Raw genomic sequence first — 18,184 nt, 5'->3', positions numbered from 1 at the left:
GCGGTGAGGCCCCGCGCCTCGGCCGCCGGCTCCACACCTCCGGAGAAACCGGCGAAGAGATCATTTGGCGGGCCCAAGAAGCCCTGATCCCGACAGGTCCGCCATAAAATCGATCTATGCAAGGCAGCTTCAAGTGGGTTGCATGTAGGGCGAGGCATCTTGATGCCATGAACAAGCAGCTCTTCGCCGCCAGCGTCAGTGTCATCGTTCCCGCGATGAACGAGGCCGAGAATCTTCCCCACGTCTTCGCCACGCTGCCCGACTGGATCGACGAGGTGGTCCTGGTCGACGGCAACTCCATCGACGACACCATCGCCGTTGCGCGCAGGCTGCGTCCCGACCTCCGGGTCGTCGTGCAGAGCCGGCGCGGCAAGGGCAACGCCCTCATCGAGGGCTTCGCGGCCGCCCGGGGCGACATCATCGTGATGATCGACGCCGACGGCTCCACCGACGGCAGGGAGATCGCCTCCTTCGTCACCACGCTCGTCAACGGCGCCGACTTCGCCAAGGGCTCCAGGTACGCCCCCGGCGGCGGCTCCGACGACCTCAGCCCCGTGCGCTCGCTCGGCAACAAGGTCCTCACCGGGCTGACCAACCTCATCTACGGCACCCGGTTCACCGACCTCTGCTACGGCTACAACGCCTTCTGGGCCCACCACCTCGACGCCCTCGACCTCGACTGCGACGGTTTCGAGATCGAGACCCTGATGAACGTCCGCGCCGCCCAGGCCGGTCTCGTCATCCGGGAGGTCCCCAGCCACGAGCGTTCGCGCATCTACGGTGCGAGCAACCTGCACGCCGTGCGCGACGGCTGGCGCGTCCTCAAGACGATCCTGCGGGAGCGTACGCGGGGCACGGCCATGGCAGGCCAGACCCAAGTGGCGCTGGCCAAATAGAGGGTGACATCCTCGGACAATGCGTTACATAGTGATCGGGGCAGGGGCAGTCGGCGGCACCATCGGCGCCCGCCTGTTTCAAGGCGGGCACGATGTCGTCCTCATCGCACGCGGAGCCCACTACGAGGCGCTGAAGCGCGACGGCCTGCGTCTGATCACCCCTGACTCGACCGAGACCCTGCCCATCCCCGCCGCGGACGGCCCCGTGCCCACCCGCGGCGACGACGTGCTCATCCTGGCCACCAAGTCACAGGACACGATCGCCGCGCTGGCCCCCTGGCCGGCCTCCCTGCCCGTGGTGTGCGCCCAGAACGGCGTGGCCAACGAGCGCATGGTCCTGCGGCGGTTCGAGCACGTCTACGGCATGTGCGTGTGGCTGCCCGCCCAGCTCCTGGAGCCCGGCGTCGTGGCGGCGGCCGGCCATCCCTACTCCGGCATGCTGCACGTCGGACGTTATCCACAGGGTGTGGACGACGTCGCCCAGCAGATCGCCGACGACCTCGGCAAGCGCGGCCTCGTGGGACGCGCCTCCTCCGACGTGATGCGCTGGAAGTACGGCAAACTGCTCGGCAACCTGGCCAACGCCGTCGAGGCGCTCATCGGGCACGTCCCCGGCCTGTCCGACGTGGCCGCGCGGGCCAGAGCCGAGGCCAGGACCGTGCTCGACGCGGCCGGCATCGCCTACTCCACCGACGAGGACGAGGCCGAGGTGCGCGGCCACCAGGTGGACGTACGGCCCATCGAGGGCGTCGCGCGCGGCGGCGGCTCGTCGTGGCAGAGCCTGGCCAGGGGCAGCGGCTCCATCGAGGCCGACTACCTCAACGGCGAGATCGTGCTGCTCGGCCGCCTGCACGGCGTGCCCACCCCCGTCAACGAGGTGCTGCGGCGCGAGGCCGGCCAGGCCGCCCGCGAGAAGCAGCAGCCCGGCGCGATGCCGGTGGAGCGGCTGCTCGCCCTCATCGACGAGCGCGCCACGGCCTGACCTCACTCATCGACGCGCGCTCCACGCGGCGCGACCTCGCTCATCCGCGCCAAGGCCTGACCCTGCTCATCGACGCGCGTTGCGCAACCTGATCCCGCTGAACTCCAGCGAGCTCCCCGTCACCTCGTTCCAGAACGGCCACAGGTTGTCCAGCACCCGGAGCTGGATCCCCGCCTCCTCGTGCAGCTCGAACAGGTCGCCGACCGGCTCGGGCGGGCCCAGCGGCAACACGGCGACCCTGGCGACCACGGCGTGCGGCGGGTCGCCGATGGGCACGAAGTCGGCGGCGGGCAACCGGTAGGCGTACAGCCGCACGTCCATGAGGGCCTTCAGCCAGCCGTACTCGATGGCGTGCACCCGATCGCCGCAGCCCGCGCCGATGATGCGCACGGTGTCCGCCTCGGTGGTGCGCGGACCGACCCATGCCATCGCCCGCGGGCAGGCGCGCGGAAACCAGTAGTCGGGGCAGCGGTCGTGACCGACCGCCCACACGTACGGATCGGACAGGGCGGTCGTCACCGCGACGTGCGGCACGAACCGCTCGATGGTCGGATCCTCCGAGAAGTGCAGCACCTCACCGGGCTCGGGTCTCATGAACGCCATCATCGCGCATATCCAGCCGATCGCCGGGCAGGGGAAACGCGCTCTTCGACGACAAGGGGTGAGTTGGATGATCTTGTTAGGGCTGGTTCTGGTCCTGCTCGCCGGCGGCGCGGTAGCTTTGGTCGCCACCGAGGAAAGTGCCAGGTACATCCTGTTCGGATACACCTTCGAACTGAACCACGTGCAGATGTTCCTCGCGGGCGCGGCGGCGGCGGCCGTCCTGCTGCTGGGCATCTGGATGATCAAGGCGGGCTCGCGCCGGGGCGCGCTGCGCCGCCGTAAGCAGCGCAGCGCGCGGGCCGAGGCCTCCAGCCGGGTGGCCCGGCTGGAGGACGAGAAGCGCGATCTGCAGCGGAAGCTCGAACGCGAGAAGGCGCACGAGCCGACACCCGAGCCGGCGCCCGAGCCGGTCAAGGAGCCTGGCGACCGCCTCGTTGCCCGTGGCAGCGAGGACACCAGGCCGTGAATCAGGCGGTCTGCACGCTCTGGCGGGAGGGCAGCAGGTTGCCCTCCCGCCAGAGCGCGAAGCCGGTGATCAGTGCGCCGACCCCCTCCCAGAGGCCGACGCCGAAGAACTTGCCGGGCGCCGCCCCGGTCAGTACGAGCGTGCTGAAGACGACGAACGTCACGAGCCTGAACGGGACGGTCCACCGGAAGAACGGGGTGTAGTTCGCCGACGCGGCGAACAGGTAGTAGACGCCCATGTTCACTGCCGCCATCGACGAGGCGGCCATATAGACCAGCGTGTAGTCACCGGCGGGCCGCGTGTCGAGCACCTCGAAACCGAGCATGGCCAGCAGGGTTCCGGGCGAGATCAACCCGAGCAGGCCGAGCACGAAAGCGAGGAAGCCGAAGACCGCGATGGTCCAGCCGGAGAAAGAACGCGGAAGACGCACAGAAATCCTTTCAAAGGGGGGTGTACTCTGCGAGGCGATCTCATCATGCACCCGGAGGTCGCATGCCCCCCACGCGTGGCCGTCCCATCGCGCTGAAACTGCTCATCCTCCTGCTCGTCCCGCTCCTGTCCCTCGTGGGGCTGTGGGCGTTCGCGGCAGGCCTCACCGGCGGCGACGGTCTGCGCCTGCTGCAGATCAACGAGCTGGCCACCAACTTGGCCACGCCTTCGGAACAGGTCAACATCGAGCTCCAGAGCGAGCGGCTGGCCTCGGTGGAGTTCCTGGTCACCGGCCGGGGCGTCGACAAGCTCGCCAGACAACGCGGCGAGACCGACCGCGCCGTGAAGACCTTCCGCGAGCTGACCAAGCGTCTGCGTGACCTGACGCCCGAGATGACCACGCAGCTCCTCGCGGTCAACGGCAAGATCGACCAGCTCACGGACGTGCGCCGCGAGGTGGACGGCACGCTGGTCGCGCCGCTCGACGTGATCGACGGCTACAGCCAGATCGTGGACGCCTCCTTCCGGATGTACGACGCCATGATCCTGGTGCCCGACATGACCCTCTACCAGCAGGCCCGCGCGGTCACCATGCTGGGCGAGGCCAAGGACGTGCTGTCCAGGGAGCGGGCGGTGATCGCCGTGGTGCTCGCCAAGGGCCGGGTGGAGGCCAGGGAGCGGGAGAAGTTCACCGGGATGGTCGCCACCAGGCGGCTGCTCTACTCCCAGGCGCTCTCGCACCTGGAGGGCGACCTGCGCCGCCCGTACGCGTTGCTGACCAACGCGCCGGCCTACGAGGAGTTCCTGAAGGCCGAGGACGCCATCAAGGGCCAGGCGGCCACGACCGGCCTGCCCGCCGCCGCGGCCACCTGGCCCATCGACGGCCAGAACCTGTGGGCGGCGGTCGAGCGCAACCAGGCCCTGGCCGTGCAGGGCATCTCGACCAAGGTCATGCCCACGGCCATCGGCATGCTGGTCAAGATCGGCGTGGCGGGCGGCGTGGGCCTGCTCGCCGTCATCGCCTCGATCGTCCTGTCGCTCCGCTTCCGGGGACGCCTGGTGCGCGAGCTGGCCGGCCTCCGCGACGTCGCCACGGAGCTGGCGGAGATCCGGATGCCGGGGCTGGTCAAGCGGCTGCGCACCAACGTCGAGCCGCCGACGCCGGCCGAGGTCGCGCCGCTGGTGGTCAAGACGTACACCTCCGAGGTGGACGACATCGTCGAGGCGTTCAACAACGTGCAGTCCACGGCGGTCGAGGCCGCGGTGAGCCAGGCCAGGCTGCGCCACGGCGTCAGCCAGGTCTTCGTCAACCTGGCCCGCCGCAACCAGTCGCTGCTGCACCGGCAGCTCCTCCAGCTCGACGGCATGGAGCGGGCCACGGAGCAGCCTGAGACGCTGGCCGACCTGTTCAAGCTCGACCACCTGACCACCCGCATGCGGCGGCACGCCGAGAGCCTCATCATCCTGTCGGACCACGCGCCCGGCCGTGGCTGGCGCAACCCGGTGCGGATCCTCGACGTGCTGCGTGCGGCCGTCGCGGAGGTCGAGGAGTACGAGCGGGTGGAGGTGCTCCAGCCGCCGCCGGTCGCGCTGCTGGGCGCGGTGGTCACCGACGTGGCCCACCTGGTGGCCGAGCTGGTCGAGAACGCCACCCTCTTCTCACCGCCCCAGACCAAGGTGGACGTGCGCAGCGCCCTCACCCCGCACGGCCTCATGGTGGAGGTCGAGGACCGCGGGCTCGGCCTGCCCCGCGCCGAGCTCGACGAGCTCAACGAGCGGCTGGCCAAGATGCCGGAGTTCGATCTGGCGCAGAGCGACCGGCTCGGCCTCTTCGTGGTCGGCAGGCTGGCGGCCCGGCACGGCGTCAAGGTGACCCTCACCCCGTCGCCGTACGGCGGGCTGACCGCGATGGTGGCCCTGCCCTCAGTCCTCCTGGCCGACCAGCCCGTGCTCAGCGGGCGGTAGGTAGGCCATGCCGCCGGAGGCGCGGGCGGCCGCGGCGGCGAGCAACCGCTGGTGGGCGAAGCCCGCCAGCAGTTGCTCCGCCTCCGCGACGGTGAAGAAGCCGTAGTCGTCGAGCTCCTCGGTCTGCAGCGTGATCGGCGTGCCCGAGGATGTCTCACCGCAGTCGAACATGAAGTTGACCAGCGGATGGGGGATGTCGGGCCGGCCGTCCACCCAGCTCACCGCGAGCAGCCTGCCGACCTCCACGACCAGCCCGACCTCCTCGGCCACCTCCCGGGCGCACGCCTGCGCGGGATGCTCGCCCGCGTCGATGATGCCGCCGGGGAACGACCAGTGCTCACGGTAGTTGGGATCGACCAGCAGGACCCGGTCGTGCTCATCCGTGATGTACGCCGCCGCTCCGGCGATCACCCGATTGACCGTGGCCCAGAAATCGTTCACACAGGCACTATGGCAGAACCTGCAGCAGCGCCTGCTTCTTCGCCTTGGCGGGCTCGGCGACCCGCTGGAGCTCCTTGCCCGCGCCGTCGAACACGACGAGCGTGTTGTGCGACGCGCCCGCGACCCGCACGACCAGCCGGCCGTCGGCCAGGTAGGACGCGCCGATCAGCTTGCCCTTGACGGTCGGCGTGAGCTTCCGGCCGGTGACCAGGTCCACGACGACCGGCTTGAACGCGCTGGGCCAGCCACCGTCTCCCAGCATGTCGGAATTCTGCGGGAACTCCACGATCGCGTTGCGGCCGTCGGGCGACAGGCTCTGCACGTGGGTGACCAGCTTGACGCCCTTGGCCCTGACGGACTTGCCCGACTTGACGTCGAGCCGGTAGACGGCGTCGGCCTCGCCGGTGTAGCCGGCGACGTAGCGGCCGTCGGCCGACCAGGCCAGGTGACAGACGCCCTTGGACCGGCCCAGCTTGCGCGGGGCGCCACTGCCGTCGGCCTTGACCGCCATGATCGTTTCACCCTGACCCGTGTAGGCGACCTGCGCCGAGTCGCCGGACCAGACCGGGGTGAGGCAGGGCGTGCTGCCCTGCAGACCGCTCACGAGCGTGGTGGTCTTGCCGGCCTGGCTGACCCGCAGGGCACCGCCGCTCGTCACCCAGGCGGCCTTCTTGCCGTCCGGGGAGGCGGAGAACTGCTGCATGGTGCCGATCTTGGCGAGGGTGCTCCATTTTCCACCCTCGTACCGGTTGAGCTGGCTGCCGGCATAGACGCCGGCGCCGGACAACTTAGGAGCGGCGGCGGCGGTCGCGGTGGAAGGAACGAGCAGAACGGCGCCGAGCGCGACGCCGGCGACAACATGGATCTTCATGACAGACCATGGTGCCCGATTCGCGGCCGCCGCTGATCAAAGACGCAGAAACGGCTCGCTGAAGTGAGCCGTGGAGAGAACGGCCCCCTCGGCCCGCAGACCGGCGAGCACCTCGGCCCTGGTGCGCGCGGCCGTCTCCTGGTCGTCGTCGTAGAGGTAGCGCACGCTGGGATCGTCGAGCTGGACGGGGTGGAGCACGAGGTCGCCGGTCATGGCCACCTCACCGACCCGGACGATCTGGTGCCCGGGGGTGTGGCCGGGCGCGAAGTGCACGTGAACGCCCGGTGAGACCTCCGCGTGGCCCTCGACGACCTGCAACTGCCCCTTGATCGGGGTCACGAGGCTGTCGAGCGCCGGGCCCTGCGCGGCGTCCAGCTCGGCCCGCTGGAGCACGTAACGCGCGTTCTCGAACGCGGGCGCGCCGCCGGCCACCACGCCGCCGGCGTGGTCGCTGTGCAGGTGGGTGAGGACGACGGTGCCGATGTCGGCGGGCGTGACGCCCGCTGCGGCCAGCTCGCCGGCCAGCGTGCCGGGGACTGGCGCCCACGTGGACGCCGGCGAGTCCGTGCCGCCGATGCCGGTGTCGACGAGGGTCAGCCGCCCGGCCGCGTCACGGAGCAGGTAGCAGTGGAAGTGCAGGACCCACGGCTCGTCCTGGAGCCCGGAACCGGGGAACATCTCGGCGAGCGGGCGGCGGATGGCCGCCCCCATGGGGCCCACGGCGTCGCAGAGTGGTGTCACCTCGACGCCGGACACGTTCATCGGTTGGTGCGGCACCCGGCCAGACTACGCGGCGACGGGGTGGCGCGGGACGTACTCGTTCTCGAGGTCGGCGGCGTAGACGGCGCGGCAGCAGTGCGCGCACCGGTACATGATGGGGCCTTCGTCGAGCTCGTGGTGGCACTGCGGGCAGTGGTTGACGGTCTTCATGGTGCTCCCCCAAGGAGTCTTTCGTTCGTCCTATGGAACCCTCACCGAGTTGCAGGGGTCCTGCATGTCACTTGACATACGATGACGCCGCGCCGCAGCGGGTTCTGTGCTGTTCGCCACACGCTGCCGCGGTAATTTTCCACGCGGCACGGCGGCGAGAAGAACATTGTCATGTCCTCTGCCCTCGTCCCGGGCGAGAACACCCCGGAACCGCCCGGGAATAGTCCAAGAGGGCTAGGCGTTGCATGACTCGGAGGCGTGGTAGGTTGCCACCAGCGTTGAGCTTCCGCTCCGCTGATCTCCAGTGAAGCCCAGCCCCATTCTTGAGGGCCCGGCTTGTTCTCATTGCTCGCCGGTGCCCTGTGGGCGCGGCGCATTTCCCCCAAGGAACTCATCATGTCTGTGCAAACCATTCCGGAACAGCGCTCCGGCGTGCCCCTACGGCAGGTCCACGGCCTGCTCGACGTGCGGGACAACGCCGCCTTCATCCGCGCCGGGCACCTGCCCGGCCCCGGCGACGTCCGCCTGACGCCCGACAAGGTCCGGCAGTACGACCTGCGGCCCGGCGACAAGGTCGCGGCCTCCTTCGCCGGCAACAAGCTCGTCGGCGTCGACGCGGTCAACGGCTCCGCCGACTGGCGCGGCCGGCCGGACTTCGCCGCCCTGACACCCATCCACCCCACCGAGCGGCTCACCATCGAGACCGAGTCGCTCAGCACCCGGGTCATCGACCTGTTCGCGCCCATCGGCAAGGGGCAGCGCGGCCTCATCGTGGCGCCGCCCAAGGCCGGCAAGACCATGGTCCTGCAGGCGCTGGCCGCCGGGATCGCCCGCAACCACCCCGAGGCGCACCTCATGGTGGTCCTGGTGGGCGAGCGGCCCGAGGAGGTCACCGACATGCGGGCCACGATCCCGGGCGAGGTCTTCTCCTCCACCTTCGACCACCCCGACCGCGACCACGCGGCCATCGCGGAGCTGGCCATCGAGCGCGCCAAGCGGCTCGTGGAGGCCGGACAGGACGTGGTGCTGCTGCTCGACTCGCTGACGCGGCTCGGGCGGGCCTACAACAACCTGGCGCCCGGCGGCGGGCGCATCCTCACGGGCGGCATCGACGCCCGCGCCCTCTACCCGCCCAAGCGCTTCTTCGGCGCCGCCCGCAACGTCGAGGGCGGCGGCTCGCTCACCATCCTCGCCACCGCGCTGGTGGACACGGGGTCGCGGATGGACAACAGCCTGTACGAGGAGTTCAAGGGCACGGGCAACATGGAGGTGCACCTGACCCGCGAGCTCGCGGAGCGCCGCCTCTTCCCGGCCATCGACCTGGACGCCTCCGGGACGCGGCGCGAGGAGATGCTGCTGCACCCGCAGGAGCGGCAGGTGGTCTGGCGGCTGCGCCGGATGTTCAGCGCGCTGGAGAAGCGGCAGGGGCTGGAGATCCTCGTCGACAAACTGCGCTCCACCCCCTCCAACGCCGCCTTCCTCCTTGAGGCCGCCACCGCCTGACGGGCTCACGACACATGCGGCTTACGGCCTGACACGCATACGGCCCCTCCGCCTGACACTTCGCGGGTGCACCAGAATGGGCGCCATGCTGGCCGACATCGCCGAATACCTCATCTGCCCTGTCTGCGGCACCGACGTGCGACTCGACGAGCGAGCCCTGCGGTGCGCGCGGGGGCACACCTTCGATGTCGCCAAGCAGGGATACGTCAGCCTGCTCACCGGGTCCAAGGCGCCCGGCACCGCCGACAGCGCCGAGATGGTGGCCGCGCGGGCCGCGTTCCTGGACGCCGGGCACTACGCTCCGCTGGCCGACGCGGTCGCGCGGACCGTACGAGAGCTGGTGGGCGGCGAGAACGCTCCCGCAGAACATGAGTCCTCTACGGAAACCAATGACGGCGCAGAGCTCAGGGCGTACCGTGGGGCGGGAATGGAGGCCGGTCATGGCCTGGGACCAGCGACGGGTCCTGTGCCTGGCCGGAAGTCCGTCGATGATCGTCACGCGGAGAGCAGGGCCGCGCCGGTGATCGTCGACGCCGGCGCGGGAACCGGGCACTACCTGGCGACCGTGCTCAACACCGTGGACGACGCCATCGGGATGGCCTTCGATGTGTCCAAGCACGCAGTACGCCGGGCGGCGCGGGCGCACCCGAGGGCGGGGGCGTTCGTGGCGGACGTGTGGCTGCCGCTGCCGATCAGAGGCGGGGTGGCCGACGTGGTGATCGACGTGTTCGCGCCCAGGAACGGGCCGGAGTTCGGCAGGATCCTGCGGCCCGGCGGGGTGGTGGTGGTCGTCACGCCCGCGAAGGCGCATCTGAGCCCGCTGGTCGGGGAGCTGGGTCTGCTCTCCGTCGACGACGACAAGGAGCTCAGGGTCGCGCGCAGCCTGGAGGGCTTCACCGAGATCGGGCGGAGCTCGATCGCGTTCGACATGGAGTTGTCGCCTGGCGAGGTGGCCCAGGTGGTCGGGATGGGCCCGAGCGCGTGGCACACCGACGTGGCCGAGTTGGAGGAGCGAATCGCGGCATATACCTCCCGAAATGTGGCGAAAGGACAGCACAAAGTAAGAGTGCGGGCGGCCTTTCGTCTGTCTATCTTCGAGCCTGCGGCCCGATCAAGTTCTGTTCCTTGACGGACATGTGTGACCGGTGTTACAGATGGGGCATTTAGTCCGAAATTCCCCCACATTCTCTGAGAAATTCCGCCACGCAGGCGCAATACTGGACGGCATCCCGGACCCGGAGGGGCGCGGGACATCATAGGGAGGGGGCGCGCCGGATGAAGGCGGAGGAACGCTGGCAGGCCAGGTTCCGGGCGTCGCGCATGACGCTGCCCTCCTGGGCGCGCCAGGCCCCGAACCGCTCCATCTACCGCTCCAACGCGACCGGCACGTGGGAGGTCTACGCCTGGGACCGGGTGACCGGCACCACCCGCCAGGTCACCGACCGGCCCAAGGGCACCGCCTACGCCGCCATCGACCCCACCGGCCAGTGGATCTACTGGTTCGCCGACACCGGGGGCGACGAGTTCGGCGTGTGGTGGCGCCAGCCGTTCACCGGAGGCCCCGACGAGCTGGTCGCCCCCGACCTGCCGGCGGGCCAGCCCGGCGGCATCGCGCTGTCCACGACGGGCGTCGCGGCGATCAGCCTGGCCAGCGAGGGCTCCTTCCGCGTGCACCTCGTCCGCGAGGGCGAGCCGGCCCGTGCGCTCTACGAGCACACCGAGGCCGCGTGGGTCTCCGCCATGTCACTCGACGGCTCCCTCATCGCGCTCAACCACGGCGAGTACGGCGACTTCCGCCACCCCGCGCTGCGCGTCCTGCGCCCGAACGGCGACACGGTCGGCGAGCTGTACGACGGCTCGGCCAAGGGCGTCGTCGGGCTCAGCTTCGCCCCGGTCATGGGCGACCGCCGCCTGCTCGCCCTGCACGAGCGCCGCCAGCGGCACGAGCCCCTGGTCTGGGACCCGGCGACCGGCGAGCAGCGCGAGATCTGGCTCAAGGACCCCGGCGACCTCGACGCCGAGTGGTACGACGACGGCCGCGGCCTGCTCATCCTGCGCGACGACCGGGCCCGCAGCTACCTGCACCGCTACGACCTCGCGGGCGGCGGCCTGACGCTCATCGAGACGCCGCACGGCGTGATCGACGAGGCCGCGCCCAGGCCCGGCGGCCACGTCGAATACTCCTGGTCCAGCGCCTCGCGCCCGCCGGTCATCCGATCGAGCAACGGCCAGGTCGTGCTCAACCCCAGCGGCCCGGCCGCCCCGCCGAGCGTCCCCGTCGAGGACATCGACGTCGAGGGCGAGGGCGGGCGCGTCCACGCCCTGGTGTCCAGGCCGGAGTTCGGCTCGGCGCCCTATCCCGCCGTCTTCCTGCTGCACGGTGGCCCGACGGCGCACGACCGCGACGTCTTCTCACCGGAGGTCTCGGCCTGGGTCGACGCCGGCTTCGCCGTCGTCCGGGTCAACTACCGGGGCTCCACCGGCTACGGCTCGGCCTGGCGCGACGCGCTGCACGGCGACGTCGGGCACATCGAGCTCGCCGACGTGGCGGCCGTCCGCCAATGGGTGGTCGATCACGGCATCGCCGATCCGGACCGGATGGTGCTGGCGGGCTCGGCCTGGGGCGGCTACCTCACGCTGCTCGGTCTCGGCACCCAGCCCGACCTCTGGGCGGCCGGCATCGCGGCGGTGCCGATCGCCTGCCATCAGACCTCGTACGAGGACGAGGCCGAGAGCCTGCGCGCCTACCACCGCGCGCTGCTCGGCGGCTCCCCCGACGAGCAGCCCGACAGGTACGCCGCCAGCTCCCCGATCACGTACGCGGACCAGGTGAAGAGCCCGTTGCTGATCCTCGCGGGCGAGAACGACACGCGCTGCCCGCTGCGCCAGATCGAGAAATACGTGGCCAAGCTGGCCGAGCACGGGCAGGAGCACGAGGTCTACACCTACGACGCCATTCGCGGGTCCCTCGTGGTGTCCGAGCGGATCACGCAGATCGCGCTGCAACTCGATTTCGCGAGAAAGCACGCGAATCAACACTGATCTCGACATGTCGTAAGAAGATGTCCGACTTTATGTCTTGATCGTCGGGCCCTTCCGCTGTCAGCATGCGCCGACGCTGTCGCTGGGAGGCGCCGATGAGCCGCACGTGCGCGAGCCCGCGAGAGACGCGGGGGTCAGCGGGGACGCAACACTACTGCGCGAACCCACGGGGGTCAGCGGCACCGCAACACGACTGCGCGAGCCCACGGGAGTCAGCGGGCACGCAGCACGACGATCGCGAGGTCGTCGGCGCTCGGCTCCGAGGCGAACTCGGCCGCGCCCCTGCGGATGCGCTCGGCGACCGCCCTGGCCGACAACCCGGCGCACTCGGCCAGCAGCTTGGCCAGGCCGCCCTCGTCGTCGAGCAGCCGCCCGCCCGAGCGCCGCTCGGTGACGCCGTCGGTGACCGCCAGCAACACGTCGCCGTGATCCAGGTGCACGGTGTCGGCCTCGAAGAAGACCTCGTGGAAGACGCCCAGCAACGACTGCGGCGTGGTCACCGCCTCCACCTTGCCGCTCGGCTTGAGCCGCAGCGCCTCGGGGTGCCCGGCGGACACCAGGCGGACCTCCAGCCCGCTCTCGACCGGCGTGATGTCACCGTGCAGCAGGGTGAGGAACCTGGCCCGCTCCCCCTCCTCCAGGATCGCCTGGTTGAGCCGGCCGAGCACCGCGGCCACGCCGTAGCCCTCGCGGGCCAGCAACCGCAGCGTGTGGCGGGCGAGGCCGGTCACGGCCGCGGCCTCGGGGCCCGTGCCGCAGACGTCGCCGATCGCGAAGCGCCAGGAGTCGTCTCCCGCCTTGAACAGGTCGTAGAAGTCGCCGCCGACCTCGTTGGCCTCGCCGGCGGGCTCGTAGATGACGCCGTAGTCGAGCCCGGGGACCTCGGGCTCGTTGGGCGGCAGCAGGCTGCGCTGCAGGGCCCGGTTGGCGGCGGCCTGCTGGGCGTAGAGCCGGGCGTTGTCCGTGGCCAGCGCGGCGCGCCTGCTGATGTCCTCGGCGAACTGGATGACCTCGTCGGGGAAGCGGTCGGACCGGCCGAGGCACATCATGCCGAGGCTGCGGCCGCGCGCCGTCAGCGGGACCGCGAGCACCTGCGAGTCGACCAGGTGGATCAGAGAGGTGACCCGGGTGTCGGCGGCGGAGACGTCCATCTCCACGACCTGCTCACGCAGGCCGTCGATCTTGGCCTCGTCGGCGTGCCAGAGATAGACCAGCCGCAGCGCGCCGCTGGAGCTTTCGGTGGTGTAGACGGCACACCAGGTCGCCAGCCTGGGCACGACCACCTGAGCGATGATCGCGGGCACCATGTCGGGATTTAGCGTGCCCGCGAGCAGGTCACTGGCGTCAGCCAGGAACCCCAGCCAATGGGGGCCTCTGGCGCTCTCCTCCAGCCATTCGGCCGCCACCCTGTCCACAGAGCCAGGTAGCGTGAGTCTTGCCCAATGGACACGAGAATCGCCCGCAAAGGTGACTCCCCACTCTTCAACGTTGACGGAAGGAGCTTTTGGATCGCTCTGGGAAAGATTGCGCTGGCGTAGTTCAACCTGCACAGCATCCCCAAAATGCTTCCAAATCACCTCAAATGGCTCATCAGCGACCTGTGCGGTGAGGTCTCCCGCCACCTGCTCGGCAGTGTGGAGCATGCCGCCGGTGGCCCACGCGGTCATCACCTCGCGCGTGAACCTCATCGCAGCGGTCACAGCGGTCTCGCCTGGCGCGAACGTCGCGGCGAGCACCGCGTGGGGAGAAGCAGTCATCCTCACGTGCCTACCACACTTACCGTTGACTTGGGGTAAATCCAAGGACAGGACTACGAGCTACTCATCGTGACAGACTTGAATCACTCGCCGGAGCCCTCAGCGAGTGAAGGAGGCCCCATGACCACGGCCAAGGCCGCGCTAAGCCCGGAGGAGAGGACGTACACCGAGTCGGATCTCGTTCCCATCCTGGAGACTCTGTTCTCCTGGCGTGACGGCGATTTCCGGCGTCGGGTCCCTCACGCGCCTCCTGGAATCATGAGCGAGGTGCGGCTGCTGCTCAACGAAGTGGCCGATCGTCGCGAACATCTCGCCAACGAGCTGGTTCGCGTACGCAAAGAAGTCGTCAAGGAAGGCCGGTTCAGCGAACGGCTGACCCCGGGGCCCGGCGTCGGCGCGTGGGCCGAGAGCGTCGAGTCGGTCAACATGCTGATCGACGCCCTCGTGAGCCCGGTCAGCGGCGCGGCCGACGTGATCGACGCGGTGGCCAAGGGTGACCTGTCACGGCGCATCGACCTCGACCGGTCGGCCCGCGGCGAGGTGCGGCGGCTCGGCAAGGCCATCAACGGCATGGTCGACCAGCTCGCCCTGTTCAACTCCGAGGTCACCAGGGTGGCCCGCGAGGCCGGCACGGAGGGCCGTCTGGGCGGCAGCGCCAACCTGCGCGGCATGTCGGGAAGCTGGCGCGACCTCACCGAGGCCGTCAACACGATGTCCTCCCGCGTGGCCGCGCAGGTGCGCGACATCGCGGTCGTGACCACGGCGGTGGCCAAGGGCGACCTGAGCCGCAAGGTCACGGTCGACGCCGTGGGCGAGATGTTCGAGCTGAAGAACACCGTCAACACGATGGTCGACCAGCTCTCCGGCTTCGCCGAGGAGGTCACCAGGGTCGCCCGCGAGGTCGGCACCGAGGGACAACTCGGCGGCCAGGCGCAGGTGACCGGCGTGTCCGGGGTCTGGAAGGACCTCACCGACAGCGTCAACTTCATGGCCAACAACCTGACCTCCCAGGTGCGGAGCATCGCGACCGTGGCGACGGCGGTGGCCCAGGGCAACCTGTCGAAGAAGATCACCGTTGACGCGCAGGGCGAGATCCTGCAGCTCAAGGACACCCTCAACACGATGGTCGACCAGCTCTCGTCCTTCGCCGACGAGGTGACGCGCGTCGCCCGCGAGGTGGGCACCGAGGGCAAGCTGGGCGGCCGGGCCGAGGTGAAGGGCGTGTCGGGCGTCTGGAAGGACCTCACCGACAACGTCAACTCGATGGCCAACAACCTGACCTATCAGGTCCGCAACATCGCCCAGGTGACCACCGCGGTCGCCAACGGCGACCTCACCCGCAAGATCGACGTCGACGCCCAGGGCGAGATCCTGGAGCTCAAGTCGACCATGAACACGATGGTGGAGCAGCTCTCGTCGTTCGCCTCCGAGGTAACCAGGGTCGCCCGCGAGGTCGGCACCGAGGGACAACTCGGCGGCCAGGCGCAGGTGCGCGGGGTGTCCGGGGTCTGGAAGGACCTGACGGACAACGTCAACTCGATGGCCAACAACCTCACCTCCCAGGTGCGCCAGATCGCCGCCGTCTCATCGGCCGTGGCGCAGGGCAACCTGTCGAGGAAGATCACCGTTGACGCGCAGGGCGAGATCCTGCAGCTCAAGGACACCCTCAACACGATGGTCGACCAGCTTTCGTCCTTCGCCGACGAGGTGACCCGCGTCGCCCGCGAGGTCGGCACGCAGGGGCAGCTCGGCGGCCAGGCCCGGGTGAAGGGCGTGTCGGGCGTCTGGAAGGACCTCACCGACAACGTCAACTCGATGGCCAACAACCTGACGTACCAGGTGCGCAACATCGCCGAGGTGACCACCGCGGTCGCCAACGGCGACCTCACCCGCAAGATCGACGTGGACGCCCAGGGCGAGATCCTGGCGCTGAAGACCACCATCAACCGCATGGTGGACCAGCTCTCCTCCTTCGCCTCCGAGGTGACCCGGGTCGCCCGCGAGGTGGGCTCGGAAGGACAGCTCGGCGGCCAGGCGCGGGTCGAGGGCGTCGAGGGCACGTGGAAGCGGCTCACCGAGAGCGTCAACGAGCTGGCGGGCAACCTCACCACGCAGGTGCGCGCCATCGCGACCGTCACCAGCGCCGTCGCGCGCGGCGACCTGACCCGCTCGATCGCCGTCGAGGCGCAGGGCGAGCTGGCGGAGCTCAAGGACAACATCAACTCGATGGTGGCCAACCTCCGCGAGACCACCCAGGCCAACCAGGAGCAGGACTGGCTCAAGTCCAACCTGGCCCGCATCTCCAGGCTCATGCAGGGCCACCGCGACCTGCTGGAGGTCGCCAAGCTCACGATGAGCGAGCTGACCCCGCTGGTCTCGGCCCGCTACGGCGCCTTCTACGGCATCGAGCCCGAGGGCGACCACGAGCTGATCCTGATCGGCGGCTACGGCGTGCGCCCCGACTGGGGGCCGCGCCAGCGGTTCCGCATCGGCGAGGGCATCGTCGGGCAGGCGGCGGCCGAGGGCCGGCACATCATCCTCGACGACGTGCCGCCGCAGTTCATCACCATCGACAGCGGGCTCAGCCGGTCCACGCCGGCGCAGATCGTGGTGCTGCCGATCCTGTTCGAGAGCCGGGTGCTCGGCGTGCTGGAGCTGGCCTCGTTCACGCCGTTCGGCGAGGTGCACCTCGACTTCCTGACGCAGCTCGTCGAGACCATCGGCGTCACGATGAACACCATCATCGCCAACTCGCGCACCGAGGACCTGCTGACGGAGTCGCAGCGGCTCACCACGGAGCTGCAGGAGCGCTCCGACGAGCTGCAGCGCCAGCAGGAGGAGCTGCGCAGGTCCAACGCCGAACTGGAGGACAAGGCGGCGCTGCTGGCCAAGCAGAACCGCGCCATCGAGATCCAGAACTTCCAGATCGAGCAGGCCCGGCGCACGCTGGAGGAGCGCGCGGAGCAGCTCGCGGTCTCCTCGCGCTACAAGTCCGAGTTTCTCGCCAACATGTCCCACGAGCTGCGCACGCCGCTCAACAGCCTGCTGGTGCTGGCCAAGCTGCTGACGGAGAACGCCGAGGGCAACCTGACCTCGCAGCAGGTCGAGTTCGCCCGGACGATCCACAGCGCGGGCTCGGCGCTGCTGCAGCTCATCAACGACATGCTCGACCTGTCGAAGGTCGAGGCGGGCCGGATGGACATCCATCCGATCCAGGTGTCGCTGCCCAAGATGGTCGATCTGCTGGAGGCGGCGTTCACGCCGCTGGCCCAGGACAAGGGCCTGTCCTTCAGCGTGGAGGTCGAGTCCGACGTGCCGCAGGAGCTGCGGGCCGACGAGCAGCGCCTGCAGCAGGTGATGCGCAACCTGCTGTCCAACGCGGTGAAGTTCACGCCCAGGGGCGAGGTGAAGTTGCGCGTCTCGACGGCGCCGCCCGGCGTCGACTACGACGACGACACCCTGCACGACGCCCGCGACCTGCTCGCCTTCTCGGTGGTCGACACCGGCATCGGCATCGCACCCGACAAGCGCGACGTCATCTTCGAGGCGTTCAGGCAGGCCGACGGCACCACGAGCCGCAAGTACGGTGGCACCGGCCTGGGCCTGGCGATCTGCCGCGACATCGCCCGGCTGCTCGGCGGCGAGATCCACGTGGACAGCGAGCTAGGCAACGGCAGCACGTTCACGCTCTACCTGCCGGCCTCCTACGTCGGCCCGCTGGCCGCCACCGACGGGGGCGCGGCGCGCAGGCCGCTCATGTCCCCGCCGTCGGAGGACTCCTCGTCCCAGACGCCCGAGCCGCCGCTGCCGCTGGACCTGCCGATGCCCGAGCTGGTCGAGCCCCCGATCGAGACGCCCAGCCAGTGGCAGGGCGACGACCCGCTCAACGGGGCGAAGATCCTCATCGTCGACGACGACATCCGCAACGTCTTCGCGCTGACCAGCGTGCTCGAACGCCACGGCTCCACGGTCGTCTACGCTGAAAACGGCAGGGAGGGGATCGAGCAGCTCGAACGGAACGAGGACGTCGCACTCGTGCTGATGGACATCATGATGCCGGAGATGGACGGCTGGGCCACCACCTCGGCCATCCGGCGCATGCCCCAGTTCGCGGATCTGCCGATCATCGCGCTGACCGCCAAGGTCATGCGGGGTGATCGCGAGAAGAGCATCGCCTCGGGCGCGTCCGACTACGTGCCCAAGCCGGTCGACGTCGACCGGCTGCTCGAACGCCTTCGCGGCTGGCTCAGCCGCGGCCGTGGAGCCGCCGCTTCCGAGTCCCCAGCCGAAGGGTCGTGA

The 18,184-nt window shown here is 69.7% G+C and carries 15 protein-coding genes; 8 read left to right on the top strand and 7 right to left on the bottom strand.

The window, feature by feature from the left end; genetic code table 11:
• Positions 1-167 precede the first annotated feature (167 nt).
• Positions 168-896 carry a glycosyltransferase family 2 protein gene (locus tag ACWD0F_RS29960; protein ID WP_449881109.1) on the top strand — a complete coding sequence of 243 codons (729 nt, stop codon included), beginning with the start codon at positions 168-170 and terminating at the stop codon, positions 894-896.
• Positions 897-915: 19 nt separating this feature from the next.
• Entirely contained in the window at positions 916-1,878 is a 963-nt protein-coding gene (locus ACWD0F_RS29955) for a ketopantoate reductase family protein (RefSeq protein ID WP_449881108.1), read from the top strand.
• A 66-nt stretch (positions 1,879-1,944) separates the two neighbouring features.
• On the opposite strand, the gene ACWD0F_RS29950 is transcribed toward ACWD0F_RS29955, so the two are convergent.
• Complete coding sequence (locus ACWD0F_RS29950) at positions 1,945-2,472, bottom strand: DUF6886 family protein (RefSeq protein WP_449881106.1); 528 nt, start codon at positions 2,470-2,472, stop codon at positions 1,945-1,947.
• Here ACWD0F_RS29950 and ACWD0F_RS29945 point away from each other — a divergent pair.
• Positions 2,471-2,947, top strand: coding sequence for a hypothetical protein (locus tag ACWD0F_RS29945; RefSeq protein WP_449881104.1), 477 nt, complete (start codon positions 2,471-2,473; stop codon positions 2,945-2,947). The genes ACWD0F_RS29950 and ACWD0F_RS29945 overlap by 2 nt on opposite strands.
• Before the next feature lies 1 nt (position 2,948).
• Here ACWD0F_RS29945 and ACWD0F_RS29940 read toward each other — a convergent pair whose 3' ends face one another.
• Positions 2,949-3,377 carry a hypothetical protein gene (locus ACWD0F_RS29940; RefSeq protein ID WP_449881102.1) on the bottom strand — a complete coding sequence of 143 codons (429 nt, stop codon included), beginning with the start codon at positions 3,375-3,377 and terminating at the stop codon, positions 2,949-2,951.
• A 62-nt stretch (positions 3,378-3,439) separates the two neighbouring features.
• Here ACWD0F_RS29940 and ACWD0F_RS29935 point away from each other — a divergent pair, with 62 nt between their 5' ends.
• A complete protein-coding gene (locus ACWD0F_RS29935; protein ID WP_449881100.1) occupies positions 3,440-5,341 on the top strand; it encodes a sensor histidine kinase in 1,902 nt (633 codons plus the stop codon).
• On the opposite strand, the gene ACWD0F_RS29930 is transcribed toward ACWD0F_RS29935, so the two are convergent.
• Genes ACWD0F_RS29930 through ACWD0F_RS29915 form a run of 4 tightly spaced genes read right to left on the bottom strand, consistent with a single transcriptional unit; the run spans position 5,300 to position 7,583 of the window.
• Complete coding sequence (locus ACWD0F_RS29930; protein WP_449881098.1) at positions 5,300-5,782, bottom strand: NUDIX domain-containing protein; 483 nt, start codon at positions 5,780-5,782, stop codon at positions 5,300-5,302. The two genes, ACWD0F_RS29935 and ACWD0F_RS29930, sit on opposite strands and share 42 nt — an antisense overlap.
• A gap of 7 nt (positions 5,783-5,789) precedes the next feature.
• On the bottom strand, positions 5,790-6,653 hold the full coding sequence (locus ACWD0F_RS29925) for a hypothetical protein (protein ID WP_449881096.1): 864 nt from the start codon (positions 6,651-6,653) through the stop codon (positions 5,790-5,792).
• A 36-nt stretch (positions 6,654-6,689) separates the two neighbouring features.
• Positions 6,690-7,430 (bottom strand): MBL fold metallo-hydrolase, encoded by a 741-nt coding sequence (locus ACWD0F_RS29920; RefSeq protein ID WP_449881095.1) that lies wholly within the window; start codon positions 7,428-7,430, stop codon positions 6,690-6,692.
• A gap of 9 nt (positions 7,431-7,439) precedes the next feature.
• On the bottom strand, positions 7,440-7,583 hold the full coding sequence (locus tag ACWD0F_RS29915; RefSeq protein WP_449881093.1) for a hypothetical protein: 144 nt from the start codon (positions 7,581-7,583) through the stop codon (positions 7,440-7,442).
• Positions 7,584-7,919: 336 nt separating this feature from the next.
• Here ACWD0F_RS29915 and rho point away from each other — a divergent pair, with 336 nt between their 5' ends.
• The 3 genes from rho (at position 7,920) to ACWD0F_RS29900 (ending at position 12,128) form a co-directional block, all read left to right on the top strand.
• The gene (gene rho / locus ACWD0F_RS29910) at positions 7,920-9,086 is read left to right on the top strand and encodes a transcription termination factor Rho (RefSeq protein WP_449881091.1); all 1,167 of its coding nucleotides are present in this window, start codon (positions 7,920-7,922) and stop codon (positions 9,084-9,086) included.
• Positions 9,087-9,171: 85 nt separating this feature from the next.
• Complete coding sequence (locus tag ACWD0F_RS29905; protein WP_449881089.1) at positions 9,172-10,215, top strand: putative RNA methyltransferase; 1,044 nt, start codon at positions 9,172-9,174, stop codon at positions 10,213-10,215.
• Positions 10,216-10,361: 146 nt separating this feature from the next.
• Entirely contained in the window at positions 10,362-12,128 is a 1,767-nt protein-coding gene (locus ACWD0F_RS29900; protein WP_449881088.1) for a prolyl oligopeptidase family serine peptidase, read from the top strand.
• Positions 12,129-12,340: 212 nt separating this feature from the next.
• On the opposite strand, the gene ACWD0F_RS29895 is transcribed toward ACWD0F_RS29900, so the two are convergent.
• Positions 12,341-13,543, bottom strand: coding sequence for a PP2C family protein-serine/threonine phosphatase (locus ACWD0F_RS29895; protein WP_449881086.1), 1,203 nt, complete (start codon positions 13,541-13,543; stop codon positions 12,341-12,343).
• A 462-nt stretch (positions 13,544-14,005) separates the two neighbouring features.
• On the opposite strand from ACWD0F_RS29895, the gene ACWD0F_RS29890 reads away from it, so the two are divergent.
• Entirely contained in the window at positions 14,006-18,184 is a 4,179-nt protein-coding gene (locus tag ACWD0F_RS29890) for a HAMP domain-containing protein (protein WP_449881084.1), read from the top strand.

Source organism: Nonomuraea sp. NPDC002799 (assembly GCF_053592075.1).
This window is presented reverse-complemented; position numbering and strand designations above follow the sequence as displayed.